The following is a 24,333-nucleotide window of genomic DNA, read 5'->3' on the forward strand; positions in this document are numbered from 1 at the left end:
GTATTATTTTTACTACAACTGGAAGTTTAGCTTTAGTTTTACCTAGATTTATAAAAAATAGCTAAAGTATATGTAATGAGAATGTATAAATACGTGCAGGAGTTATTTATAGTAAAGGAGACTAAGATGTGTTTATAAGAATTTTTATTCGTTCTAATACAGTAGATGAAGCTAAGGAAGTGTATCAAAACTTAATTAATGAAACAAAACAATTTATTAAATCTGAAAAAATAGAGAAAATAGAACCTTATTGGAAATATGATGATACACATGTTATAGAAGCGAATATATTATTAAATTGCCACTTAGATAGTATTCAATTTAAAGAATTTTTATATAAAATATCAGATAAGTGGGAGTTCTTTGGTATTCCTGTAGATGAAGCATTAGCATCTAGAAATGTAGATGGATGTAAATACATTATTGATGAAATTGATATGATAAATATATTCTATTAATTAAATTTAATATATTTAAAAATTAATAAGCATAAAATTTAACCACAGCTAATAGTTAAACATAAAAGTATTCAATATACTTGGATAGTTTATTGTTTTATAATTAGATACCAACTCCAAAAATATTTAATGTTTCTTAATATTATGAAAGTAGGTCTATAAATTGAAAGATAAAAGAGCGCTTATGTCTATATTATCCATTGCTTGTGGACTTTTTGGGTATTTTTGTTGGAATAATGTTCGAAGTGAATTTAGAATTTTATTTTTAGTTGCAGTATTCATATTAGTAATGGCGTATATTATGGAAGGCAAAAAAAATAATTATAATAAGGTTTCATTAAAAATAAGTATACTAGCGTTAATGTTATCTGTAACTCTTTTTGTGAATGAACTTATTACGTATAAGTATCCTGAATTCTTATATTTACAAGGATATATCATTTCTTTAACTATTGTCATAATTAGTGTTATGCTAATTGTTAGTGCAATTTATTATATTAAAGCATCTAATAGAAGAAAGCGTGCTTTAATGATAGCAATTATATCATTTATGATATTATGTGTAATAGTTATAATTATAGCTGCGGTACTAAAAAATAAATAGATATTATAGTTTTTAGAAAACAGGTGATTGAATGAGATTTAAAAATAAAAAAAGATTTTTAATTTTAATGTTTCTATTGATTTTAATTTTTTGGTATATAGCATATAAGGTTAAGAGATTTGATAATAAGTTATTGCTGGGCATTGCAGTAATAGTGTCAAGCATATTTTACTTAGTTGCTGTTTTTGAATATTTTCAAGTAGAAGAAGATAGACTTATATACGTAAATCCTTTAGGAATGATAAGAAAAGAAATACCATGGACTGAGATAGTAAGAATATATGTTTATTCTGATAATGTTTTGAAAGCAGTTAAGATTGGATATGGAACATTAACAGAGAGAGAAATAACCATCGATTTTGTGACTAAAGACTATAAAAGATTAATTAAAATGGTATTAGATAAAGTTGAGGGAAATGAGAAAGTTTCAATAGATATAAGAATTGATGATTTCATAAAATAAATATACCTTCAAAAGCATTGATTTACACGAGTCAGTGCTTTTTCATTTGTAAAATAACCTAATAAACTTCTAACACTGATCTGTAGAAAAGAAAATAATTAGACTGACTCTGAATAGAGGGGGAGAAAATTTTATTGTGAGGGGTTAATAGTTGGGAAATAGAAGTGGTATAATAAAAAGTAAATATAGTAACACAATTGGAGGTAACAATGGATAAAACGATTGATAGAGAGTATATGCTAAAGACTGCAAAAACTTTGTTGGAGTTTAACAGTCCTAGTGGATTTTGTTTTGATATTATGAAAGTAATAGAAAAATGGGCAGTGGGATTTGGATATGATTTTGAGACAACTAATAAAGGTTGTGGAATTATTACTGTACCAGGTAAGGAAGAAGGTAAGGTAGTTGGATTATCGGCTCATGTTGATACTTTAGGAGCTATGGTAAGATCAATAACTAGCAGTGGAACTTTAAAGTTTACTTTGGTAGGTTCTCCTACAGTTCCAACTTTAGATAGTGAATATTGTAGTATAAGAACTAGAGATGGCAAGATATATACTGGAACTTTTTTAAGTGATAGTCCAGCAGCTCATGTTTTTGTAGATAGTAAAACTAAACCTAGAGATCCTGAGCATATGCATATAAGAATAGATGAAAGAGTAACTAATAAAGAAGAAACTCAAAAACTTGGTATATGTCCAGGGGATTTTGTGTTTATTGATCCTAAAACAACAATAACAGAAAGCGGCTTTATTAAGTCAAGATTTATAGATGATAAGGGAAGTGTAGCTTGTCTCATGACTTTGCTTGAAATGATGAGCAGGGAAAAAATTGTTCCTACATACACTACTAAAATATTTATTTCTACTTATGAAGAAGTTGGGCATGGTTCATCATATATTCCAAGTGATATAACTGAAATGATAGCTGTAGATATGGGATGTATAGGTGATGACCTTAGCTGTACAGAATATGATATTTCTATTTGTGCAAAAGATTCAGGTGGACCTTATGATTATAATATGGTAACTGACTTAGTGAATTTGGCTAAAGGAAATAACTTAAAGTATGTAGTTGATATTTATCCTATGTATGGATCAGATGTTGGAGCAGCTCTTCATGGAGGAAACAATATAAGAGGGGCTTTAATTGGGCCTGGAGTTCATGCATCTCATGGAATGGAGAGAACTCACAGCGAAGCTTTAGAAAATACTATTAAACTTTTATATCTATATTTAACTAAATAGAAAATAATCTAGTCCATAAAGATTTCGGTCTTTATGGACTATTATTTATAGAAGATTTATTAATTCATTCCCATAAAAACTTTTTCTGGAGTTATAGGAAGGTGCCTTACATTTACTCCAACAGCATTATAAACTGCTGCGGCAATGGCTGGCGCAGGTGTGTTTATAACTATTTCACCTATGGATTTTGCACCAAAAGGGCCAGTTGGCTCATAGCTTTCTTCAAAATCAACTATTATATTACCGATATCTTTTCTTGTTGGAATTTTGTATTGCATAAAGCTGTTGCTTTGAAGTCTTCCATTAGGATCATATTTAACATCTTCATATAAGGCTAATCCTATTCCTTGAACGATTCCGCCTTCAGCTTGGATTTTTGCAAGTTTTGGATTTATTATAGTTCCACAGTCAACTACTCCTACATAGTTTAATAAATCAACTTTTCCAGTTTCTTTATCGACTTCTACTTCTGCAAAACCAGCCATAAATGGTGGTGGAGTAACGTCACTTCCATGATTTCCAAAGCCTATTAGATGTTTACCCTTAGGACCAACAGTTAATTTCTCTGCTAAATCCTTAAGTGATATTAGCTTATCATGAGTTTTAGATTTAACTACATCTTCTGATAGTTCTAATTCATCTTTAGCAATATCTAATATTTTTGAAGCTTCTTCTAGAATTTTAGTTTTTAAATCTTCAGAGGCTTTAACCACTGCCATACCTGTAACATAGGTTCCGCTTGATGCATAAGAACCTGGATCATAAGGAGTTATATCTGTATCTGCTGCAATAACTGTTATGTTTTCCATGGAGGTATCAAGTACCTCAGCTGCCATTTGTGTAAGGATTGTATCGCAGCCCATTCCTACATCTGTAGCACTTATTAAAAGAGTAAAGTCGCCTTCCTCATTTAATTTAACTTCAACAGAAGAAGTGTCTATATGAGCTATTCCTGAACCTTGCATAGTTATAGACATACCAACTGACCTTATTTTGTTAGGAGAAACTTCTCTAGATGGATATTTTTCATCCCAATTAATAAGAGTTTTACCCTTCTTAATACAATCTTCTAAGGATATACTTTGAATTGGTTTTCCATAGGCTTTTGTAGTTTCCCCATACTCTACTAGGTTTTTTAATCTTAGTTCTATAGGGTCTATATTTAATTTTGCTGAGAGCTCATTCATAGCAGATTCAACTGCAAAGGTTCCTTGAGTAGCACCGTAACCTCTAAAGGCAGCTCCTATAACTTTATTAGTATAAACTGCTTGGCCAAAGAATCTTGATGCTTTTACCTTGTTGTATAAAGGGAGGGTTTTTTCAGCTACTAAACCTAGGGTTGTAAAACCATGTTCCCCATAAGCTCCTTGGTCAGATAAAGCATTTATATCTATGGCATTTATGGTTCCATCTTTTTCGGCACCTATAGTAACTTTGATTCTCATGGCATGTCTAGTATTGGTTGCTTCAAAATTTTCTTTTCTTTCATATATTATTTTAGATGGTTTACCTGTTTTTAAGGTAACTAGGGCTGTATATATTTCAACTACAGAGGTTTGTTTACCACCAAAACCTCCACCTACCCTAGGTTTAATTATTCTAATTTTACTAGGGGATATCTCTAATGCTCTAGCCAATTGTCTTTTTATGTGGAAAGGAACCTGAGTTGAAGATGTTACTACTAATCTTCCCATATGGTCAAGGTAACTAAAACTTCTGAAGGTTTCCATCATTGCATGAGCTTGTGCTTGAGGATAATAGGTGCTTTCAACTACTACAGGGGAATTGTTTATAACCTCATCAACATTTTCTCCAAAGGAATCGTTTCTGGTACATACTATATTTCTATCCTTCTCCATTCCTGTTGGAAAGTTTAGATGAATATCTTCTTCTGGGTGAATTATTGAAGGATGGTCTATAGCTTTTTCAAAATCCAAAACAGGCTCCAATACTTCATATTCAACCTTAATCATATTCATGGCCTTTATAGCAGTTTTTCCATCTACAGCAGCTATGATAGCCACTTCATCTCCAACATAACGAACTAGTTCATCTAAGATTAAGTTATCATAAGGAGATGGTTCAGGGAAGGATTGTCCTGCTAAGGTAAAGCGGGTTTTAGGTACATCTTTATGAGTAAATATACATTCTACTCCTTCAAGTTTTTCAGCTCTTGAAACGTCGATGGATTTTATCCTAGCAAAAGCATGAGGACTTCTTAATATTTTAATAACTAAAGCGTTTTGGAGTGCTAGATCCTCAGTATATACTGGTTTTCCTGTAACTAAAGCTAAACTATCTATTTTATTAAAGCTTTTTCCTACTGACTTCATATTACATTACCTCCAAGTATTTTTTTACTGCTCTAAGTTGTCCCATGTAGCCTGTACATCTACATAGGTTTCCAGTTAGATAATGAATTATCTCTTCTTCAGTAGGATTTTTTAGCTCATTTTTCATAGCTATTACTGTCATTATAAAACCAGGACTACAGAATCCACATTGTTCAGCACCTTCATTTGAAAGAATTTGTCCAAACCTTTTCGCTTCCTCTTGAACTCCTTCTATAGTAACAATTTTTTTATCACAAGCTTTTAATGTAAGTAAGGTACAAGATAATAAAGGAGAGCCATCTATCCAAACGGTACATAACCCACAGCAGCTTGTGTCACAACCTTTTTTAGCTCCAAGATATCCATTTGCTCTAAGAGTATCTATAAGCATATCATCTGCTTCAACTTGTAATTTATGATTTTTACCATTTATATTTAAGTTTACTAACATTTTATTACCTCCATAATAGCTCTTTTAACCAATACTTTGCTTATTGCTTGTCTGTATTCATAAGTAGCTCTCATATTGGTTCCAAATATAAGTTCAGAGCTCATTATATCTAGAGCTTTATTTAAAGAAGCTTCGCTAAAGCCTTCCTTTGATAAAAACTTTGACGCATCTATAGAGATTTTTGCAGTGGCAGGTCTAGCCCCTACAACTATTTTGAAATCATCATTAAGTTTAGATACAGTTACATTTAATATAGGATAATCACTTTTTGAATTTCTTAAAGATTTATAACTAGCTTTTCTCTCATTTTTCTTTATATAAATTTTAGTTAATATGTCTTTTTCATAGGGTTTTATTAAAAAATCTTGAAGGCTTAGTCTTCCACCTTTATATAGCTCAACTTCTGTATCAAGGGCTAATAAGGCAGTTATAAAATCAGAAAAACCGTATTTTGAATATACTGAAGCCCCTACAGTTACTATATTTCTAAATTGAACCCCAATAATATCTTTAACAGCTTCTTTTAATACTCCATTAAAGTAGCTGTTTAACGCTTCACTTGTTTCTATATCTCTAAATGTAGTTGAAGCACCTATTTCTATATAATTATCAGTTTCATTTATGTAATTAAGGTTAAGCTTTGAAAGGTCTATTCCTGTACCTATCCTTTTTGACCCCATTTTTAAAAAGGCACATCCTCCTAGAATGGTATTAGTCTTTCTAGCCACTAATTTATTGTAGGCATCTTCTAAGGTTTCAGGTTGAAAGAATTCTAACAAAGTAAACATATATTATACTCCTCCTAAAAAACTTTATATTAACACGAATATTTTCAAACTATTTTATTATATCATATTCTATATAGGCGTACATATATTAATTTTAAATTAGGTATGTTCAGATTTATTATCCTGTTGTATAATAAAAAAGGTCTTGTTATCACTTTGATAAAAATATATTGAGGTTTTAGAAGGAAAAGAGTTGGGATTATAATTATCAATAAATACAATCTTTTATATCAAAATGATAAATAATTATCATTTTGATATAAAAGATTAATAAAAAAATTATTAGAAAAATAAATAATTAGACAAATGGAATACTTTTAATGGTAAAAATGCATAAATATAAGTAATAAGTAGCCTGTGTTAAACCATATTAATTCATATATTCCTTAAATTACATATTCGAGAAGTTGGCACGGGAATTGCTCTATATATTTATGCAGTTTAGTTAGAATCTTTATTTGATAAATGACTATTATTTTATGCCATTAAAAATTAATAACGAATATTATTATAAGCAAGTTCAATGAGGAACTTTAGAGCTTAGAAATTGATTTTTTATTGTATTTCTAAAACTCAAAGTCTCTTTTGAACTTGCTTTTTTATTTTTAATAATAATATTGTCATTTAGAAAGATAGGGAGGTAAAGGTAGCAATTGTTAATCAAAATTTTAAGTATTTAATTAAGGGGGAAAAAACATGAAAAAATTTCTTAAAATCTTTGCAACAGGTTTAGTTGCAGCATCATTAGCATTAACTGGTTGTAGCACATCTTCGGGGGATTCAGGAAAGAAAACTGAAGAAACAAAAAAGGATATAAAAGTTGGATTCTTATTATCAGGTCCAATTACAGATGGGGGATATAACTTCAATCACAACAAAGGTAGACTTTACCTTGAGGAACAAACTGGAGTTGAAACAATTTATAAAGAGTCTGTTAAAGAAGATTCAGCTGAGGTTCAAAAAGTTGTAGAAGATATGATTAGCCAAGGTGCTAATGTAATAGTTGGAGCAAGTTTTGGATTTATGGATGGTATGGTTGCATCTGCAAAAGCTCATCCAGATGTAAAGTTCTTACATGGGGGTGGACATCAAACAGCAGATAATTTATCTAACTACTTTGGTAGAGAGTATGAGGCTAGATACTTATCAGGTATAGCTGCTGGTATGAAATCTAAAACTAAAAAACTTGGTTTTGTAGGAGCATTCCCAATACCAGAAGTTATAAGAGGTATTAATGCATTTACTTTAGGAGCACAATCAGTAGATCCAAGTATAACTGTACAAGTTGTTTGGACAAATACTTGGTATGATCCAGCTAAAGAAAAAGAAGCTGCAAAAGCTCTTATCGCAAATGGTGCTGATGTTATAGGACAACATCAAAATACAGCAGGTGCACAGCAGGCAGCAGAAGAAGCTGGAGTATTCTCAGTAGGTTATAACATAGACATGAGCGAAGCTGCTCCAAAAGCTAACTTAACTTCAGACATATTTAACTGGGGAGTTTATTACACAGCTCAAATAAAAGCAATTCAAGATGGTACATGGAAATCTGGAAGCTACTGGGGTGGAATTAAAGATGGTCTAGTTGATATAGCACCACTTACAAGTAATGTAGCAGAAGGAACTAAAGAGAAGATAGAAAAAGCTAAAGCAGCAGTTGTTTCAGGAGAAAACAAAATATTTGTTGGACCTTTAAAAGATCAAACTGGAGCAGAAAAAGTTGCAGCTGGAAAAACTATGACTGATGATGAAATCTTCTCTATGAACTGGTTTGTAAAAGGTGTAGATGGAACTATTCAAAAATAATTAATATGGAGTGATACTTTATGAATTCAGAGTTAATTGCTGTAAAAAGAATAACCAAGACATTTGGAAAAGTTGTAGCAAATAACAATGTTGATTTCAGCGTAAATGCCGGTGAAATACATGCACTTTTGGGTGAAAATGGGGCAGGTAAAAGTACACTTATGAATATGCTATCTGGAGTTTATACTCCAGATAGTGGTTCAATATTCATACATGGAAAAGAAGTTACTTTTACATCACCTAAAGATGCTATAAAAGCAGGAGTTGGAATGATATATCAACATTTTAAGTTAGTAGAATCAATGACTGCTATACAAAATGTATTGTTAGGACAAGAAAATAAATTATTTGTTAGTCAAAAGAAGCTTTTAAATAAGATTAATGATATTTGTAATAGGTTTGAGTTAGATATAGATGTTAATAAATATGTTCAAGACATGTCTGTTGGGGAAAGACAAAATCTTGAGATATTAAAGGTATTATATAGAGGTGCAGATATTCTTATATTAGATGAACCAACATCGGTTTTTACACCACAAGAAACTAAAAAGTTATTTAACATTATGAATAAAATGAAGCAAGAGGGTTGCGCTGTAATATTTATAACACATAAATTAGATGAAGTTATGGAGGTTTCAGATAGAATCACTATATTAAGAAAAGGTGAGACAATCTGTACTGTTGATAAGTTGAATACAAATCCTAAAAATCTTACTGAACTTATGGTGGGAAAAGAAATGGATTTATTTATAGATAGGGTAGAATGTGAAGCTGGAGAAGTAGTTTTAAAGGTTTCAGATTTAAGTGTTTCAGGTAGCGACAAAATAAAGCTATTAAAGGATGTAAGTTTTGAAATAAAAGCTGGAGAGGTACTAGGTATAGCGGGTATAGCTGGTTGTGGTCAAAAGGAGCTTTGTGAAGCTATAACGGGAATATGTAAAATTGATAATGGCGAAATAAACTTTAAGGGAGAAAACTTAGCTGGAAAAACCTCTAAAGAATTTATGGAAAGAGGAATAGCTATGAGTTTTGTTCCAGAGGATAGACTAGGGATGGGGCTAGTTGGAGCCATGGGAATAGTAGATAATCTATTATTAAAAGACTATAGAAAACAAAAGGGTATGTTTGTTAATAGAAAAAGTCTAGTAGATAAGGCTAAGGATATAGTAGAAAAGTTAGAGGTTAAAACACCAGGAATATATTATCCTATAAGGTATCTATCAGGTGGAAACATTCAGAAGGTTTTACTTGGAAGAGAATTAAGCTTAAATCCTAAACTTATAGTTATGGCTTATCCAGTGAGAGGTTTAGATATAAATACTTGTTACACCATTTACAACTTAATAAATGAGGAAAAGAAAAAAGGTACCTCAATTTTATTTGTTGGAGAAGATTTAGATGTACTTATTAAACTTTGTGATAGGATTATGGTTTTAAATAGTGGAAATGTAACTGGAGTAATTGAGGCAGAAAAAGCTACTAAAGAAGAAATTGGTCTTATGATGGTATCAAGCGGAAATAAGGATGGTGATAAATATGCTAGTGAGGCTAGTTAAGAGAACAGAAGTAGATAATAAAAAAAGTATGCAGATAAGAGTACTAGCAGTAGTTTTGGCTTTAGTTATAGTAAGCTTATTACTTCTTTTTCTTAAATTAAATCCATTAAGTGTATATGGCACAATGCTAAAAGGCGCTTTTGGTTCTGCTTATGGAATAAGACAAACAATAATTCAAGCAATCCCTCTTTTGATTGCTGGTTTAGGAGTATCTATAGCCTTCAAAATGAAGTTTTGGAACATAGGGGGAGAAGGACAGATAATGATGGGAGCTTTTGGAGCTGCGCTAGTAGCTTTAAATTTTCAAAGCTTACCTAAACCATTATTATTGCTACTAATGCTTGTAGTAGGTGCTGTTTTAGGTGGAATATGTGTGTTAATTCCAACATATTTTAGAGTAAAATATAGAACTAATGAAACTATTACAACCCTTATGATGAACTATATAGTTATAAAATTCATAACCTACTTACAGTACGGACCATGGAGAGATAAAAATTCTTTAGGCTTTCCTAAAATTCCAAATTTCTCTGATAATGCTATTATGCCTAAACTTTTTGGGGTTCATATAGGATGGATTATAGCTATAATTTTAGCTGTTTTAGTATATATTTATATGAACTACACTAAAAAAGGATATGAAATTTCAGTAATAGGAGAAAGTGAAAATACGGCTAAATATGCAGGGATGGATATAAAGAAAACAATTCTTGGAGCGCTTTTCTTAAGTGGGGCAATATGTGGAATTGCAGGAGTTATACAAGCTTCAGCAGTAAGTCAGACTTTATCTGTAGAAGTATCAGGTGGAGTAGGTAATACAGCTGTTATAATAGCTTGGCTTGGAAATTTAAGCTCCATAGGAATAAGTATAGTAGCTGTACTATTTGCAGCTTTAGTGTCTGGTGCAAGACTTATACAAACAGCTTATGGAATTCCTGAATCTGCAGCTTCATTACTGCAAGCGATTATACTTTTCTGTGTACTTGGAAGTGAGTTTTTTGTAAGATTTAAGCTTATATTTAACGGAGTATCTAAAAAAAGAGAAAAAGTTCAGGAGGTGGCATAAATGGATTGGATTACGAATTTTTTAGCAGCAGCAGTTATCGCAGGAACACCGCTTCTTTTTGGAACTTTAGGAGAAATAATAATAGAAAAAGTAGGAAATCTTAACCTAGGGGTTGAGGGGTTAATGCTTTTGGGTTCAGTTATGGGCTTTATGGTAGGCTTAAGTACTGGAAATCCATTTATTGCTTTAATTGCAGCTATGATTGCGGGAGCATTAGGAGCATTAATATATGCCTTTTTAACTGTTACCCTTAGAGCCAATCAAACTGTTTCAGGTTTAGCTTTAACCATATTTGGAACAGGATTATCAAGTTTACTTGGAACTAAACTTGTAGGCCAAGTAACTCCAGATAGTATAAAAGCATTTTTTAAACCTGTTGCCATTCCTTTATTATCAAAGATACCAGTTTTAGGTACAGCTTTATTTAACCAAGATCCCTTTATTTATTTAGGATATATATGTGCAATAGTCCTAGGATTATATTTATATAAAACCTCAAAAGGGTTAAATGTTATAGCTGTAGGAGAAAATCCAGCAGCTGCAGATGCTGCAAGTATAAATATTAATTTATATAAATATGTGCATATTCTTTTAGGTGGAGCTTTGTGTGGACTTGGAGGAGCTTATCTTTCACTTGTATATGTACCTGCTTGGCAAGAAAATGTTACAGCTGGTCGTGGGTGGATAGCGGTGGCTTTAGTTATATTTGTAGGATGGAATCCATTTAAGGCTTTAATAGGAGCTTATTTCTTTGGAGGGTTAGATATATTAGGATTTAGAATAAGTAGTCCATTTATTAATCAATATTTGATTGCGGCTATTCCATATATAGCAACCTTCGTAGTTCTTGTAGTGGTTTCTATGAGAAATTCAAGAAAAAATTCTCCACCTAAATCTTTAGGACAATCATATTTTAGAGAAGAAAGATAAAAGATCTTAGAAAAATAAATTAGTTTAGAGGTTGCTGCAAACAAACTTGCAGTAACCTTATTTTTAAATTAGTAAGTTAGAGTTGATTATGAAAAATAGGGGGTGATTATATGCTTATTGATGAAATAAGTAAACCTGTTAAGAGAATAGATGTTGAGGATAAGATTAAAGGGAAAACGGAATATTTAGCAGATATGCACTTTGAAGATGCTTTATATGCAAAAACATTAAGATCCACAAAGGCAAGAGCTGAAATATTATCAATAGATATTCCGAGTCTTCCAGAAGGATATTATATAGTAGATAAAAATGATGTGCCTGCTAGAAATGGGGTAAAAATTATAAATTATGAGATGCCGTTTTTTGCAGAGGATACAGTAAACTACATTGGGGAACCGCTTTTACTTTTGGTAGGACCTGATAAAGAGACGGTTGAGGAATTAATAACAGAGATAAAAGTTAATTATAAAGAGTTAAAGGGAGTTTTCTCCATAGATGAATCGGAAGCACTAACTGAACTTATATATGGAAAAGATAATTGTTTTATAGAATATAATTATGGAAAAGGTGACCTAGATAAAACTGAAAAAGAAGCAGCCTATGTATTTGAAAAAGAATATACAACTGGATATCAAGAGCACATATATTTAGAAACTCAAGGTATGGTTGGAACTTATGAAAATGGAAGAGTTAAGGTTATAGGCTCTATGCAGTGTCCTTATTATGTTAAAGATGCAGTAGTAGATGCTTTAGGTTTTGATTATGATGATGTTCAGATAGTTCAAAGTAATACTGGTGGAGGTTTTGGGGGAAAGGAAGAATATCCTTCCTTAATAGGTGGGCAAGTTGCTATTGCTGCATTAAAGATTAAAAAGCCAGTTAAGCTTATATTTGATAGGGATGAAGATATTCAATGCACAACTAAAAGACATCCTTCACAAATTATTTTAAAAACTTTTTTAGATAAAAATCATAAGATAATAGGTGTAGATGCAGATGTTAAATTAGATGGTGGCGCTTACATGGGAATATCTAATATAGTTCTACAAAGAAGTATATTTGCAGCCATAGGTGTATATGATGTTGAAAATATAAAGGTTAGAGGAAGAGCTTTTGCTACTAATAATATTGTAACAGGAGCCTATAGAGGTTTTGGAGCGCCGCAATCTTTTTTTGCTACAGAAATGCACATGGAATATATGGCAAAGGAATTAGGAATAAATTCTTTGGACTTTAAGAAAAAGAATTTATTGAAAAAAGGAGATCTATCTTCAACTGGTGGGGTATTTAGAGAGGATATTGTATTACCAAAAATAATTGAAACTATAGAAGAAATGTCTTCATATAGCGAGAAATATGAACAATATAAAAAGAGTGATAAATATAAGGGAGTAGGAATGTCTCTATTTTTCCATGGAGGCGGATTCACTGGAAATGGTGAAAGGGATATTATAAAGGCAAAGGTTAAGCTTAAAAAATATAAAAATGATAAAGTAGAAATTCTTATATCTAACGTTGAAATGGGACAGGGAGTAACTACTGGACTTAGGAAGATAGTTGCCCATGCTTTAGAGATACCATTAGAAGATATAATATATGCAAATCCAGATACTGATAGGGTTCCAAATTCAGGACCTACAGTTGCTTCAAGAACCACAATGATTATAGGAAAACTTCTTCAAAATGCGGCTATAAGGATGAAGGAAGAGTGGAAATCTGGAGAAGAGATAGAGATCATGGAAAAATATAAACATCCAGAAGGGTTTAATTGGGATGCAGAAGCTTTAGTTGGAGATGCGTATAATACTTATTCATGGGGAGCTAACGTAGTAGAGGTTGAAGTTAATCCTATAACTTATGAAGTAGATATAAAGGGTGTTTGGACTGTTTTTGATATAGGTAAGGCTATTGATGCAAAGATAATAGAAGGTCAGATAGAAGGTGGAGTTGCTCAAGGTTTAGGTTATGCAGGTATGGAGGTTATGAATTCAAAAGAAGGAAGATTAATTCAAAGAACCAACACAGATTACGTAATACCTACAGCTAAGGATCTACCTAAGATTCATAATAAGTTAGTTAACACACCTTATGATTACGGTCCTTTTGGAGCTAAAAGTGCAGGGGAACTTACTTTAATAGGAGCAGCATCTGCTTATGCAATTGCAGTGCAAAATGCAATAGGAAAAACAGTGAGCCAGATTCCTGTAACCCCTGAGTTAATAATGGAGGTAATAAAAAATGACAAAAATTAAATTCAATCTAAATAATGAAGAAGTTAGTATTGAAAGCAATCCATTAAGACGACTTTTAGATGTTCTAAGAGAGGATTTTAAGTTGATAGCTCCAAAAGAAGGTTGTGGACAAGGCGAATGTGGAGCCTGTTCTGTAATTATAGATGGAAATCTTATTAATTCTTGCTGTGTGCCTTTAGGTAATGTAAATGCAGCTAAAGTTATTACAATAGAAGGTCTCGTAGATACTAAAGAATTTAATATACTCAAGGAAGCATATGAGGATGCGGGAGCTGTTCAATGTGGTTTTTGTACTCCAGGAATGATAATGGCATCATATGCACTACTAACTAAAAATAGTAGACCAAATGAGGATGAAATCAGAGAAGGAATATCAGGGAATCTTTGTAGATGTACAGGATACGATAAAATAATCGAAGCTATTAAGTTAGCTTCAAAAAGAGGTGATACTGTATGGTAATAAGTAAAGAGGAGAACTCTAATATAATATTGTATTTACCAGAAAGTTTAAAAGAGGCTTTGGAGGTAATAAGTAGAGAAGAGACTATAATATTATCTGGCGGAACAGATCTTATGGTAAGAAGGAAAAGACCCTCAGGACTTATACCTAGGTTTGATAAAAATACTGTCTTTGTTGCAAATCTAACAGAATTAAAAAAGATATACACATTAAGAGATTATCTTCATATAGGAGCTGCATGTACATTTTCTGAAATTAGTAATTATGAGTTAATTCCTGATTATTTTAAAATTGTAATTAAGGATATAGCATCACCGGCTATAAGGAATGTAGCAACTATCGGAGGCAATATCTGTAATGCTTCACCAGCTGCAGATATACTTCCATTACTTTATGCTTTAGAAGCTGAACTAGTGGTAGGAAGCCTGAAGGGGGATAGGATAATATTTATAGAGGATTTTATTGTTGCCCCAGGAAGAAATGTATTAGGCAGTGATGAAATTTTAAAAGAAATAAGGATTCCTATAGTTAACTTTAATGAATATTATTATAAGAAAGTTGGAACTAGAAAAGCTACAGCAATATCTAAACTATCTTTTATAGGATTTATAAATGTTGAGGAAGATGTAATTAAAGACGTGAGAATAGCTTTTGGAGCAGTAGCACCTACAATAGTTAAATCTAAAAAGATGGAGAATGAATTAATAGGAAAAAATATAAACAATTTAGATGAAATAAGCGAAGAATTAATTGAGGACTATTCAGATTTAATAAATCCTATAGACGATCAAAGATCAAATAAAAACTATAGAAAGCAGGTAGCGGTTAATTTATTAAAGGATTTTCTGAAATTAAAATAGATTCTTCCTATATAGAGTGGATAATGAGCAATAAATTATATAAATATAATAAAGCCCTTTTAAATTTTAAATTTATAATATAAAGACGTCATTGTATAATTAAATTACAGTGACGTTTTTGTGCAATAAGTATTAAGGAGTGTTAATATATGGATATTAAAAAGGATTTGCCAGAGATTTTTGAAGATTTTTCTGAAGCAAGAAAAAATGGGTTCATAATAGCAAAAGAACTTAAGGAGAAGAACATTCCTTTAATAGGAACATTTTGTACATATATGCCCCAGGAAATAGCTATGGCGGCTGGAGCAGCAGTAGTTTCTCTTTGTTCAACCTCAGATGAAACTATAGGAGATGCAGAAATGGATCTTCCTAGAAATCTTTGTCCACTAATAAAAAGTAGCTATGGTTTTGGGAAAACAGATAAGTGTCCTTATTTTTACTTCTCTGATTTAATTGTAGGAGAGACAACCTGTGATGGAAAGAAAAAGATGTATGAATATTTAGGGGAATTTAAAGCTGTTCATGTCATGCAGTTACCTAATACACAAGTTGGGGAAAAGAGCTATGAATTATGGAAAAGTGAGATAATAAAGCTAAAAGATTTATTAGAAGATAAATTAGAACTTAGAATTACAGAAGATAAGATTAAAGAAGCTATAAACTTAAAAAATAGAGAAAGAGTAGCTTTAAAAGAGTTTTATGAAATAGGTAAGTTAAATCCACCAGCTATTTCTGGAACGGATATATTGAAGGTTATATATGGAGCGACCTTTAAGTTTGATAAAGAACAATCTATAGAAGAACTTTCTAGTTTAACTGAGAGAGTAAAAAGAGAATACTCACAAGGAAAAAGACTAGATAGTAGACCAAGAATATTAATAACAGGATGTCCTATAGGGGGAGCTGCTGAAAAGGTAGTAAAAGCTATAGAAGATAATGGTGGTTATGTAGTTGCTTTTGAAAACTGCACAGTTGCTAAAGCAAATGAACTTTTAGTAGATGAGGATAAGGATGTATTTGATGCATTAGCAGAAAAATATCTTGCAATAGGCTGCTCTTGCATGAGTCCTAATGAAAATAGAAAAACTTTATTAGGAAAGATGATTGAAGAGTATAAGGTGGATGGGGTAGTAGATGTAATACTTCAGGCTTGCCATACTTATGCTGTAGAGACTCTTTCAATAAAAAGATTTACAAATAATAATTATAAAGTTCCATATATGGCAGTAGAGACAGACTATTCACAGTCAGATATAGGACAGTTAAATACAAGAATGGCAGCATTTATAGAAATGTTATAGGTGAAAATATGTATTCAATAGGAATAGATTCAGGTTCTACCTCAACTAAAGGAATATTATATAATGGGAATATAGTTAAAAAGATAATAACTAAAACAACTTCAAGACCTAGAGAGAGTATGATGAAGATATATTCAGATTTATCTTATGGACTTGAAGATAAACCCTATGTAGTGCTTACTGGTTATGGGAGAGAACTTGCGGATTTTGGAGATAAGAAGGTTACTGAAATTACCTGTCATGGAAAAGGTGCTAAATACCTTTGTGAAAATACAAGAACTGTAATAGACATTGGTGGTCAAGATAGCAAGGTTATAAAACTAGATCGAGATGGTAATCTTACAGATTTTTTGATGAATGATAAATGTGCAGCTGGGACTGGAAGATTTTTAGAGGTTATGGTAAAGACCTTAGATGAAGAGCTATCTTTAATAGACTCCCTTACAAAAGGGGTTAAGCCATATCCAATATCTAGTATGTGTACGGTATTTGCAGAATCAGAAGTTATAAGCCTAATCGCTAAAGAGGTTCCAAGAGAAGAAATATTGTCAGGAATTTTATCTTCTATAGCAAAAAGAACAGCTACCTTCGCATCTAAATTAAATATTGAAGAAGGTGTGTTTTTCTCTGGGGGAGTTAGTAGAAGCGAGGAATTTAAGAGAAGATTAGAAGGATTTATAAATAAAGAAATAAAGGTATCTCCTTTATCACAATATGCTGGCGCAATAGGAGCAGCAATAATTGGATATGAGAAGCAATTTAAATTGAGGAAGTGAATTTGTATGAGCCAAAATAACGTGAAATTTACCTGTGGCGGTGGATGTACAGCTAAGTTAGGTCCAGGTATGCTTAAAAGTGTATTAGATAAAATTCCTAATAAGTTTGATGAGAATTTATTAATAGGATTTGATAGCTCAGACGATGGAGCTGTATATAAATTGACAGATGACATAGCTATTATTCAGACCTTGGACTTTTTTACTCCTATAGTAGAAGATCCATATACTTTTGGCAAAATAGCTGCAGCTAATGCTTTAAGTGATGTATATGCCATGGGGGGAGAGGTAAAGGTAGCTCTTAATATTGTGGGATTTCCAGAAAAGATGGAGGCAGATATTCTAGGAGAAATACTTAGAGGAGGAGCTGAAAAAGTTCATGAAGCAGGAGGAGTTGTATCGGGAGGACATTCTATAAATGATCCAGAACCTAAATATGGCTTATCTGTAACCGGGGTAGTTCATCCTTTAAAGATTCTTGCTAATAATAACTGCAAGATAGGAGATAAACTTATACTTACAAAACCACTAGGGGTAGGAATAATAACAACAGCTCATCGGGTAGGAGAAGCCAGTGAAGAAGCTTATAATAAGGCTATAAAATCTATGGAAACTTTAAATAAATATGCGGCTGATAAGATGAAAAAATACAAAGTTAACGCATGTACTGATGTAACTGGCTTTGGATTTTTAGGACATTTAAATGAGATGATTAAAGATGAATATTCAATAAAGGTAAATGGAAACACCATTCCTTATATAAAAGAAGCTTATGACTATGCTAAAGAGTTTTTAATAACAGCAGGTGGACAAAGAAATAGAAGACATTTAAAGGATAAAGTATTTTTTAAAGATATTGAATTTGCATTAGAGGAAATTCTATTTGATCCACAAACTTCTGGAGGACTTTTGATAAGCTTATCTTCAGATGAGGCAGATGATTTATTGAAGGAATTACAAGAACTTGATTTAAAATCAGAAATTGTAGGAGAAGTTATTGAAAAACAAGAGTTTAATATAATAATAGAGAAATATTAAAGGAGAGAGAACTATGATAAAAGTTGATGCTAGAGGGGAACTTTGCCCTATACCAGTAATAAAGGCTAAAAAAGCTTTAAAAGAAATTGAGAAAGATGGGGTTATTCAAGTAGTTGTAGATAACGAAATAGCGAAAGAAAATTTAGAGAAAATGGCTAAAGAAATTGGATATAAGTATGCGGGCGAAAAATTAGGTGAAGATCACTATGAGGTTAAGATAATAAAAGGAGAAGGGGAAGAAGAAGTTAAAGAAGTTCTTATAACAAAGGAAACTATAAGTTCAACAGCTGTAGTTATTTCTTCTGACAAGATGGGAGAAGGAAATGAAGAATTAGGAACTATTTTAATGAAAGCTTTTATTTATACCTTAACAGAAACAGAGACTCTTCCAACCTGCATTCTATTTTATAATGGAGGAGCTAAACTTACAACTAAGAACTCATCTGTATTAGAAGATTTGAAAAAGCTTGAAGAACAAGGGGTAGAAATATTAACCTGTGGAACATGTCTAAATTATTATGGATTAACTGAAGAATTAGCTGTTGGATCTGTAACTAACATGTACAGTATTGTTGAAAAAATGAATTCTTCAGATAAAATCATTAAACCATAAGAGGAATTAGAATGGATGTGGAGATATTTAGTTTAATAACTTTTGATTCTACTCACAGTGCTATTAGAGCTGAAAAAGAGCTTATGAATAATATAAATGTAAGAATAATACCTGTTCCAAGAGAGATAACTTCAGGTTGTGGCCTTTCACTTAAGCTGGATAACAATAATATAGATAAGGCTAGAGAGATTCTTATTAGCAAAAACATAAAAACTTCTGGTTATTATTTGATTAAGAAAATAGGATTAAATAAGGAAGTAACTCGCTATGAAACTTAAGGAAGTTTTAGATGTAAAGTTAGGGGATGTTATAACTATTGTTGGGGCAGGAGGGAAAACTACCTTAATGTTTACCTTAGGAGAAGAGTTAAGAGGAGAGGGGAAAGTTTTAATAACCACTACAACAAAAATATATATGCCTGAAACTAAGCAGTTTGATTTTCTAGAAATTGATTCCCATAAGTTTAATGAATATGTTATTGATAAGGGTATTTATATTTATGGAGAAAGTGTAGATTCTGAGAATAAGATAAAGGGGTTAAATTTAAAACTTTTAGAAAAACAGCTTCATAAATTTGACTATGTATTAGTAGAAGGGGATGGCTCCAAAAAGAAACCTATTAAAGGGTGGAGAGAAGATGAGCCAGTTGTAAGTAGTAATACTACTAAAACTGTAGGTGTTTTAAGTATAGAGGTTGTTGGAAAAGAAATTAATGAAGAAAATATTCATAGAGTAGACAGGTTTTTAGATATAACTAATTCAAAATTGGATGATGTTGTAGATTTAGAGATGATTACTTCTCTAGTTTTCCATGAAAAAGGATTATTTAAAGATGCAAAAGGTGAAAAAATACTTTTTATAAATAAGGTTGAAAGTCATAAAGACAAGATGCTGGCGGAATGTCTAAAAGAAAAGATAAAGAAAATAAATAATGGATATATAAATAAAATTATTTGTGGAAGCTTAAGAGGGGAAGTTTATGATTAATTGTATAGTTATGGCATCTGGATACGGAAGTAGAATAGGAACAAATAAACTTCTTTTAGAGTATAGAGATAAAAAGCTTATTGAGCATATTATGGATAAGATTTTACAGATTAATTTTTATTCAAGGCTTGTAGTAGCAAAGGATAAGGAAGTTTTAGATATTGCATGTAAAAGAGGATTTAAAGTAGTGGAAAATAAAAATTCTATTCTTGGGCAAAGTGAATCCATAAAACTAGGAATAGAGAGTTCTCCAGTTGCAGAAGGATACATGTTTTTTACAGGAGATCAACCTTTATTAAGTAAGCTAACAATAGAGAAGATGATAGATGCTTTTAAAAATAATCCTCAGAATATAGTAATTCCTAAATATAAAGAGAGAAATGGTAGTCCAGTTATATTCTCTTCAATATTTATAGATGAACTTAAAGCTTTAAAAGGAGATAAGGGTGGAAGAGAAGTCATTAAAAGAAACAAGGATAGTTTAATATTTGTTGAAGTTGAAAATGAATATGAGCTGATGGATATAGATACCTGGGAGGATTATGAAAAATTACAGTTACAAAGGAAGGATAATTTATAATGAAAGAAATGGTTATAGTTAGAGGGGGAGGAGATATAGCCTCTGGTGTAATTCAAAAGTTATATAGATGTGGATTTAAGGTTTTGGTATTGGAAATAGAAAACCCTACCTGCATTAGAAGAGAGGTAAGTTTTAGCGAGGCTTTATTTGAAGATGAAATAGAAGTAGAGGGAATAAAATCTGTTAGGGTAAAAAACTTAGAAGAAATAGAAGATGCTTGGAAGAATAATAAGGTACCTGTGATTGTAGATCCAAAAGGAAGTTATATAAACTTATTAAAACCTAAGGCAGTAGTAGATGGAATATTAGCGAAAAAGAATTTAGGAACTTACATTAATATGGCACCTATAACCATAGCTTTAGGACCAGGTTTTGAAGCAGGAAAAGATGTTGATGTAGTAATAGAAACAAATAGAGGACATAATTTAGGAAGACTTATATTTAATGGAGAAGCTCAAGCAGATACTGGGGCACCAGGGAATATAGGAGGATATACTAAAGAAAGAGTTATATATAGTCCTTGTGATGGTGTTATAAATAATGTAAGAGTGATTGGGGATATAGTAAAAAAAGAAGAGCCATTAGCATATGTAGGAGATTATATAGTTAGAGCTACTATAGATGGAGTTTTAAGAGGGATAATAAGAAATAACAGCAAGGTGTATAAAGGACTTAAAATTGCAGATATTGATCCAAGGCTTGAAGAGAGAAAAAACTGCTTTACTATTTCTGATAAAGCTAGAACTATAGGTGGAGGGGTATTAGAAGCTCTGATATACTTAATCAGACAATAATTGTTGATTTACAAATATATACCCAGTTGTTATAATAAATTATATAAAAAAATAACATTTAATTAATAAAATATCATATAAACTACTGAAAACTTTCCAAAATATTAAAATTGATAAGGAGGGGACTATGAGTAAAGTTATTTTTGAAAAAGTCCTTGAAGCTTTAAATAAAGATGAAGAAGTAGCTCTAGTTATGCTTACAAACAGCATAGGTTCAGTACCAGGTGCAGAAGAATCTATGATGGCTGTATATAAAGATGGAAAAACTATTGGCACTGTGGGTGGTGGGAAGATAGAGTTTGACTTAATAAAAAGAAGCCTTAAAGCATTAGAAACAGGAGAGAGTTTCACATTTAAATACACCTTAAACGAAACTGGTGAGTTAAAAATGACTTGCGGTGGGGTATCAGAAGGGTTTGTAAGGATAGTAAAACCTAATGAAAAGTTGGTTATTTTCGGAGCTGGACATGTATCTCAAAAGATAGCTTCTATAGCTAGTAGTTTAAGCTTTGATGTTTATATAGTAGATGATAGAGAAGAGTTTAAAAATGTTGATACTTTTAAGGATGTAAAGAGATTTTTATGCTGTACCCCTAGTGAAGCCTTAAGTGAGATTAATTTAAATAATAGAAGCTATGTAATATTGGTTACTAGAGGTCATGTTACTGATTATGAAGCGCTTAAAGAAGTTATAAATAGAGATGTTGCATATATAGGCATGATGGGAAGTAAAAAGAAGGTTAAGGAAATAAAAGAGAAGTTAAATAATGAAGATATAGATAAAGAGAAAATAAAGAAACTTTATGCTCCTATAGGACTTGATATATGTAATGGTACTCCGGAAGAAATAGCCATATCTATTATAAGTGAGATACTGGTGATTAAAAACAAAGGTACCTTGAAACATTTAAGTGAAAGGGAGGAATAGGTTTGTATTCAGTTGGAATAATAACAGCTAGTGATAAAGGTTCTAAAGGTGAACGAGTAGATAAAAGTGGAGATGTAATTAGAGAAATAGTAGAAGCAAGTGGATATAAAGTTAATAGATATGTAGTAGTTCCAGATGAAAGAGAAGATCTAAAAAAAGAGCTTACATATATGAGTGATGATCTAAAGTTGAATTTAGTGGTTACAACAGGAGGTACAGGCTTTAGTCAAAGAGATGTAACCCCAGAAGCTACTAAAGAAATAATTGAGAGAGAAGTGCCAGGAATATCAGAGGCAATAAGAGCTTACAGTTTAACTATAACTAAGAGAGCTATGCTATCTAGAGGAATATCTGGTATAAGAGGGAACACCTTAATAGTTAATCTACCTGGAAGCCCTAAAGCTGTAAGAGAATCTCTAGAATATATAATAACTGAGTTAGAGCATGGAATAAAGATATTAATTGGTGAAGACTCTGAGTGTGCAAGATAAAAGGGGTGAAATGATGAAAAAGATAAAAACTGAAGATGCAGTGGGAATGATTTTATTTCATGATATTACTAAAATAGTCCCAGGAGGATTTAAGGGTAGAGCTTTTAAGAAGGGACATTTAATAAAACAAGAGGATGTACAGGAACTACTTTCATTAGGAAAAGACCATATTTATGTGTGGGAAGATATTGAAGGATTTTTACATGAAAATGATGCGGCTATAAGGCTTAAGAATTTAGCTTGTGGAGAAGGTATCGTGTTTGGGGAGATAAAAGAAGGAAAGATAGATTTTATAGCAGAACATGATGGACTTCTTAAAATAGATTCAGAGGAACTACTAAATTTAAATATGATAGATGAAATAATGATGGCTACTCTTCATGACAATACGTATGTGAAAAAGGGAGAAAAGCTTGGGGGAACAAGAGTAATTCCTTTAGTTATAGATGAAAAGAAAATAATAGAAGCTGAGGATACCATAAAAAATAAAATAGTGAGAGTAGTTAAAGTTAATCCGAAAAAAGTAGGTATAGTAACTACAGGCAATGAAGTTTTTTATGGAAGAATAAAAGATGCCTTTGGATCAGTTATAAGAGGGAAAGCAGCTGAATATGGCTGTGAAGTATTGGGGCAAAAAATACTACCAGATGATTTAGATAAAATTAAGTCAGCTATTTTGGAGTTTATAAATGAAGGCGCAGAGCTCATAATGTGTACAGGCGGTATGTCTGTAGATCCTGATGATTTAACCCCTTCTGCAATAAAGGCAACAGGAGCAGAGATTATAACCTATGGTTCTCCAGTTTTACCAGGAGCAATGTTTTTACTTGCTTATAATGGAGATATTCCTATAATGGGACTTCCAGGATGTGTTATGCACTCTAAAAGAACAGTTTTAGATCTAGTTTTACCTAGAGTTTTAGCTGGTGAAAGAATAACCAAAAGAGACATTGCTATGTATGGCCAAGGTGGCTTATGTCTAAATTGCGAAGTATGTACCTTCCCACATTGTAGTTTTGGAAAGTACTAAAAGGAGGTGCGAAATGGAAAAATTAACTCACTTTGATGAGCAAGGTAAAGCTAAAATGGTTGATGTAACAGAAAAGGATATAACTAAAAGAATAGCTAGAGCTTCTGGGAAAATACAAGTAAGTCCTGAAACTTTAAAGATAATTGAAGAAGGTAAAATAGGTAAGGGGGATGTGCTCGGAGTAGCTAGAATAGCAGGTATTATGGGGAGTAAAAAAACTTCAGACTTAATTCCAATGTGCCATCCTCTACTAATAAATGGCTGCAAGATTGAATTTAATATAAATAGAGAAAATAATGAAATTGAAATATATTCAGAAGTAAAAGTAAGTGGGAAAACAGGAGTAGAAATGGAAGCTTTAACAGCAGTATCCATAACTGCTCTTACTATATATGACATGTGTAAAGCCGTAGATAAAGGAATGATTATTAAAGATATTCACCTTATAGAAAAAATAGGTGGAAAGAGCGGGCATTTCTTATACGACAATAATACTAAGATTAAATAAGTTTGGGGGCTAG

26 protein-coding genes are annotated in these 24,333 nt (G+C 31.8%); 23 read left to right on the plus strand and 3 right to left on the minus strand.

What is annotated here, in order from left to right:
• Positions 1-128 precede the first annotated feature (128 nt).
• The 4 genes from P8F83_RS20750 (at position 129) to P8F83_RS20765 (ending at position 2,772) form a co-directional block, all read left to right on the plus strand.
• The gene (locus P8F83_RS20750; protein ID WP_238907489.1) at positions 129-458 is read left to right on the plus strand and encodes a hypothetical protein; all 330 of its coding nucleotides are present in this window, start codon (positions 129-131) and stop codon (positions 456-458) included.
• 163 nt (positions 459-621) lie between these two features.
• Positions 622-1,062 (plus strand): hypothetical protein, encoded by a 441-nt coding sequence (locus P8F83_RS20755; RefSeq protein ID WP_326512491.1) that lies wholly within the window; start codon positions 622-624, stop codon positions 1,060-1,062.
• Between the two features lie 31 nt (positions 1,063-1,093).
• Positions 1,094-1,525, plus strand: coding sequence for a hypothetical protein (locus tag P8F83_RS20760; protein ID WP_326512492.1), 432 nt, complete (start codon positions 1,094-1,096; stop codon positions 1,523-1,525).
• Positions 1,526-1,734: 209 nt separating this feature from the next.
• A complete protein-coding gene (locus P8F83_RS20765) occupies positions 1,735-2,772 on the plus strand; it encodes a M42 family metallopeptidase (RefSeq protein ID WP_326512493.1) in 1,038 nt (345 codons plus the stop codon).
• A 59-nt stretch (positions 2,773-2,831) separates the two neighbouring features.
• Here P8F83_RS20765 and P8F83_RS20770 read toward each other — a convergent pair whose 3' ends face one another.
• Genes P8F83_RS20770 through P8F83_RS20780 form a run of 3 tightly spaced genes read right to left on the minus strand, consistent with a single transcriptional unit; the run spans position 2,832 to position 6,344 of the window.
• Entirely contained in the window at positions 2,832-5,105 is a 2,274-nt protein-coding gene (locus P8F83_RS20770) for a xanthine dehydrogenase family protein molybdopterin-binding subunit (protein WP_326512494.1), read from the minus strand.
• Position 5,106: 1 nt separating this feature from the next.
• Positions 5,107-5,556 (minus strand): (2Fe-2S)-binding protein, encoded by a 450-nt coding sequence (locus P8F83_RS20775; protein WP_326512495.1) that lies wholly within the window; start codon positions 5,554-5,556, stop codon positions 5,107-5,109.
• Positions 5,550-6,344, minus strand: a complete 795-nt coding sequence (locus P8F83_RS20780) for an FAD binding domain-containing protein (RefSeq protein ID WP_326512496.1) — start codon at positions 6,342-6,344, stop codon at positions 5,550-5,552. The genes P8F83_RS20775 and P8F83_RS20780 overlap by 7 nt, the downstream gene beginning before the upstream one ends.
• Before the next feature lie 696 nt (positions 6,345-7,040).
• On the opposite strand from P8F83_RS20780, the gene P8F83_RS20785 reads away from it, so the two are divergent.
• The 19 genes from P8F83_RS20785 (at position 7,041) to moaC (ending at position 24,320) form a co-directional block, all read left to right on the plus strand.
• On the plus strand, positions 7,041-8,150 hold the full coding sequence (locus tag P8F83_RS20785; protein ID WP_286910836.1) for a BMP family ABC transporter substrate-binding protein: 1,110 nt from the start codon (positions 7,041-7,043) through the stop codon (positions 8,148-8,150).
• A gap of 20 nt (positions 8,151-8,170) precedes the next feature.
• On the plus strand, positions 8,171-9,706 hold the full coding sequence (locus tag P8F83_RS20790; RefSeq protein ID WP_326512497.1) for an ABC transporter ATP-binding protein: 1,536 nt from the start codon (positions 8,171-8,173) through the stop codon (positions 9,704-9,706).
• Complete coding sequence (locus P8F83_RS20795; RefSeq protein ID WP_021803618.1) at positions 9,687-10,772, plus strand: ABC transporter permease; 1,086 nt, start codon at positions 9,687-9,689, stop codon at positions 10,770-10,772. The genes P8F83_RS20790 and P8F83_RS20795 overlap by 20 nt, the downstream gene beginning before the upstream one ends.
• The gene (locus tag P8F83_RS20800; RefSeq protein ID WP_326512498.1) at positions 10,773-11,702 is read left to right on the plus strand and encodes an ABC transporter permease; all 930 of its coding nucleotides are present in this window, start codon (positions 10,773-10,775) and stop codon (positions 11,700-11,702) included.
• Between the two features lie 110 nt (positions 11,703-11,812).
• Entirely contained in the window at positions 11,813-13,954 is a 2,142-nt protein-coding gene (locus tag P8F83_RS20805) for a xanthine dehydrogenase family protein molybdopterin-binding subunit (protein ID WP_326512499.1), read from the plus strand.
• The gene (locus P8F83_RS20810) at positions 13,941-14,414 is read left to right on the plus strand and encodes a (2Fe-2S)-binding protein (RefSeq protein WP_326512500.1); all 474 of its coding nucleotides are present in this window, start codon (positions 13,941-13,943) and stop codon (positions 14,412-14,414) included. The genes P8F83_RS20805 and P8F83_RS20810 overlap by 14 nt, the downstream gene beginning before the upstream one ends.
• Entirely contained in the window at positions 14,408-15,274 is an 867-nt protein-coding gene (locus tag P8F83_RS20815; RefSeq protein WP_326512501.1) for an FAD binding domain-containing protein, read from the plus strand. Before P8F83_RS20810 ends, P8F83_RS20815 begins: the two co-directional genes overlap by 7 nt.
• 149 nt (positions 15,275-15,423) lie before the next feature.
• The gene (locus tag P8F83_RS20820) at positions 15,424-16,575 is read left to right on the plus strand and encodes a double-cubane-cluster-containing anaerobic reductase (protein WP_326512502.1); all 1,152 of its coding nucleotides are present in this window, start codon (positions 15,424-15,426) and stop codon (positions 16,573-16,575) included.
• Between the two features lie 8 nt (positions 16,576-16,583).
• Positions 16,584-17,351, plus strand: a complete 768-nt coding sequence (locus P8F83_RS20825) for an acyl-CoA dehydratase activase (protein WP_326512503.1) — start codon at positions 16,584-16,586, stop codon at positions 17,349-17,351.
• Between the two features lie 6 nt (positions 17,352-17,357).
• Positions 17,358-18,389, plus strand: coding sequence for a selenide, water dikinase SelD (gene selD / locus P8F83_RS20830; protein WP_326512504.1), 1,032 nt, complete (start codon positions 17,358-17,360; stop codon positions 18,387-18,389).
• A gap of 13 nt (positions 18,390-18,402) precedes the next feature.
• Positions 18,403-19,002 carry a sulfurtransferase-like selenium metabolism protein YedF gene (gene yedF / locus P8F83_RS20835; RefSeq protein ID WP_326512505.1) on the plus strand — a complete coding sequence of 200 codons (600 nt, stop codon included), beginning with the start codon at positions 18,403-18,405 and terminating at the stop codon, positions 19,000-19,002.
• Positions 19,003-19,013: 11 nt separating this feature from the next.
• The gene (locus P8F83_RS20840; protein ID WP_073019037.1) at positions 19,014-19,280 is read left to right on the plus strand and encodes a putative Se/S carrier protein; all 267 of its coding nucleotides are present in this window, start codon (positions 19,014-19,016) and stop codon (positions 19,278-19,280) included.
• Positions 19,270-19,989, plus strand: coding sequence for a selenium cofactor biosynthesis protein YqeC (yqeC, locus tag P8F83_RS20845; protein ID WP_073019039.1), 720 nt, complete (start codon positions 19,270-19,272; stop codon positions 19,987-19,989). Before P8F83_RS20840 ends, yqeC begins: the two co-directional genes overlap by 11 nt.
• Positions 19,982-20,569, plus strand: coding sequence for a molybdenum cofactor cytidylyltransferase (mocA, locus tag P8F83_RS20850; RefSeq protein ID WP_326512506.1), 588 nt, complete (start codon positions 19,982-19,984; stop codon positions 20,567-20,569). The genes yqeC and mocA overlap by 8 nt, the downstream gene beginning before the upstream one ends.
• A complete protein-coding gene (gene yqeB, locus P8F83_RS20855) occupies positions 20,569-21,363 on the plus strand; it encodes a selenium-dependent molybdenum cofactor biosynthesis protein YqeB (RefSeq protein ID WP_326512507.1) in 795 nt (264 codons plus the stop codon). Before mocA ends, yqeB begins: the two co-directional genes overlap by 1 nt.
• A gap of 127 nt (positions 21,364-21,490) precedes the next feature.
• On the plus strand, positions 21,491-22,291 hold the full coding sequence (locus P8F83_RS20860) for an XdhC family protein (protein ID WP_326512508.1): 801 nt from the start codon (positions 21,491-21,493) through the stop codon (positions 22,289-22,291).
• A gap of 2 nt (positions 22,292-22,293) precedes the next feature.
• Complete coding sequence (locus tag P8F83_RS20865; protein ID WP_326512509.1) at positions 22,294-22,782, plus strand: MogA/MoaB family molybdenum cofactor biosynthesis protein; 489 nt, start codon at positions 22,294-22,296, stop codon at positions 22,780-22,782.
• Between the two features lie 13 nt (positions 22,783-22,795).
• Positions 22,796-23,812, plus strand: coding sequence for a molybdopterin-binding protein (locus P8F83_RS20870; protein WP_326512510.1), 1,017 nt, complete (start codon positions 22,796-22,798; stop codon positions 23,810-23,812).
• Between the two features lie 13 nt (positions 23,813-23,825).
• On the plus strand, positions 23,826-24,320 hold the full coding sequence (moaC, locus tag P8F83_RS20875; protein ID WP_326512511.1) for a cyclic pyranopterin monophosphate synthase MoaC: 495 nt from the start codon (positions 23,826-23,828) through the stop codon (positions 24,318-24,320).
• The last annotated feature ends 13 nt before the right edge of the window (positions 24,321-24,333 follow it).

This window comes from Clostridium intestinale (assembly GCF_035905475.1).
In the GTDB taxonomy this organism is placed as follows: Bacteria; Bacillota; Clostridia; order Clostridiales; family Clostridiaceae; genus Clostridium_T; species Clostridium_T intestinale.

Coding starts and splice junctions, on each gene's coding strand:
- P8F83_RS20815 (WP_326512501.1), top strand. CDS start 14,408: ATGGTAATAAGTAAAGAGGAGAACTCTAATATAATATTGTATTTACCA.
- P8F83_RS20765 (WP_326512493.1), top strand. CDS start 1,735: ATGGATAAAACGATTGATAGAGAGTATATGCTAAAGACTGCAAAAACT.
- yedF (WP_326512505.1), top strand. CDS start 18,403: ATGATAAAAGTTGATGCTAGAGGGGAACTTTGCCCTATACCAGTAATA.
- P8F83_RS20790 (WP_326512497.1), top strand. CDS start 8,171: ATGAATTCAGAGTTAATTGCTGTAAAAAGAATAACCAAGACATTTGGA.
- yqeB (WP_326512507.1), top strand. CDS start 20,569: ATGAAAGAAATGGTTATAGTTAGAGGGGGAGGAGATATAGCCTCTGGT.
- P8F83_RS20820 (WP_326512502.1), top strand. CDS start 15,424: ATGGATATTAAAAAGGATTTGCCAGAGATTTTTGAAGATTTTTCTGAA.
- P8F83_RS20870 (WP_326512510.1), top strand. CDS start 22,796: ATGAAAAAGATAAAAACTGAAGATGCAGTGGGAATGATTTTATTTCAT.
- P8F83_RS20860 (WP_326512508.1), top strand. CDS start 21,491: ATGAGTAAAGTTATTTTTGAAAAAGTCCTTGAAGCTTTAAATAAAGAT.
- P8F83_RS20825 (WP_326512503.1), top strand. CDS start 16,584: ATGTATTCAATAGGAATAGATTCAGGTTCTACCTCAACTAAAGGAATA.
- P8F83_RS20760 (WP_326512492.1), top strand. CDS start 1,094: ATGAGATTTAAAAATAAAAAAAGATTTTTAATTTTAATGTTTCTATTG.
- P8F83_RS20840 (WP_073019037.1), top strand. CDS start 19,014: ATGGATGTGGAGATATTTAGTTTAATAACTTTTGATTCTACTCACAGT.
- moaC (WP_326512511.1), top strand. CDS start 23,826: ATGGAAAAATTAACTCACTTTGATGAGCAAGGTAAAGCTAAAATGGTT.
- P8F83_RS20805 (WP_326512499.1), top strand. CDS start 11,813: ATGCTTATTGATGAAATAAGTAAACCTGTTAAGAGAATAGATGTTGAG.
- yqeC (WP_073019039.1), top strand. CDS start 19,270: ATGAAACTTAAGGAAGTTTTAGATGTAAAGTTAGGGGATGTTATAACT.
- P8F83_RS20810 (WP_326512500.1), top strand. CDS start 13,941: ATGACAAAAATTAAATTCAATCTAAATAATGAAGAAGTTAGTATTGAA.
- P8F83_RS20775 (WP_326512495.1), bottom strand. CDS start 5,556: ATGTTAGTAAACTTAAATATAAATGGTAAAAATCATAAATTACAAGTT.
- P8F83_RS20800 (WP_326512498.1), top strand. CDS start 10,773: ATGGATTGGATTACGAATTTTTTAGCAGCAGCAGTTATCGCAGGAACA.
- P8F83_RS20770 (WP_326512494.1), bottom strand. CDS start 5,105: ATGAAGTCAGTAGGAAAAAGCTTTAATAAAATAGATAGTTTAGCTTTA.
- P8F83_RS20780 (WP_326512496.1), bottom strand. CDS start 6,344: ATGTTTACTTTGTTAGAATTCTTTCAACCTGAAACCTTAGAAGATGCC.
- selD (WP_326512504.1), top strand. CDS start 17,358: ATGAGCCAAAATAACGTGAAATTTACCTGTGGCGGTGGATGTACAGCT.
- P8F83_RS20795 (WP_021803618.1), top strand. CDS start 9,687: ATGCTAGTGAGGCTAGTTAAGAGAACAGAAGTAGATAATAAAAAAAGT.
- P8F83_RS20785 (WP_286910836.1), top strand. CDS start 7,041: ATGAAAAAATTTCTTAAAATCTTTGCAACAGGTTTAGTTGCAGCATCA.
- mocA (WP_326512506.1), top strand. CDS start 19,982: ATGATTAATTGTATAGTTATGGCATCTGGATACGGAAGTAGAATAGGA.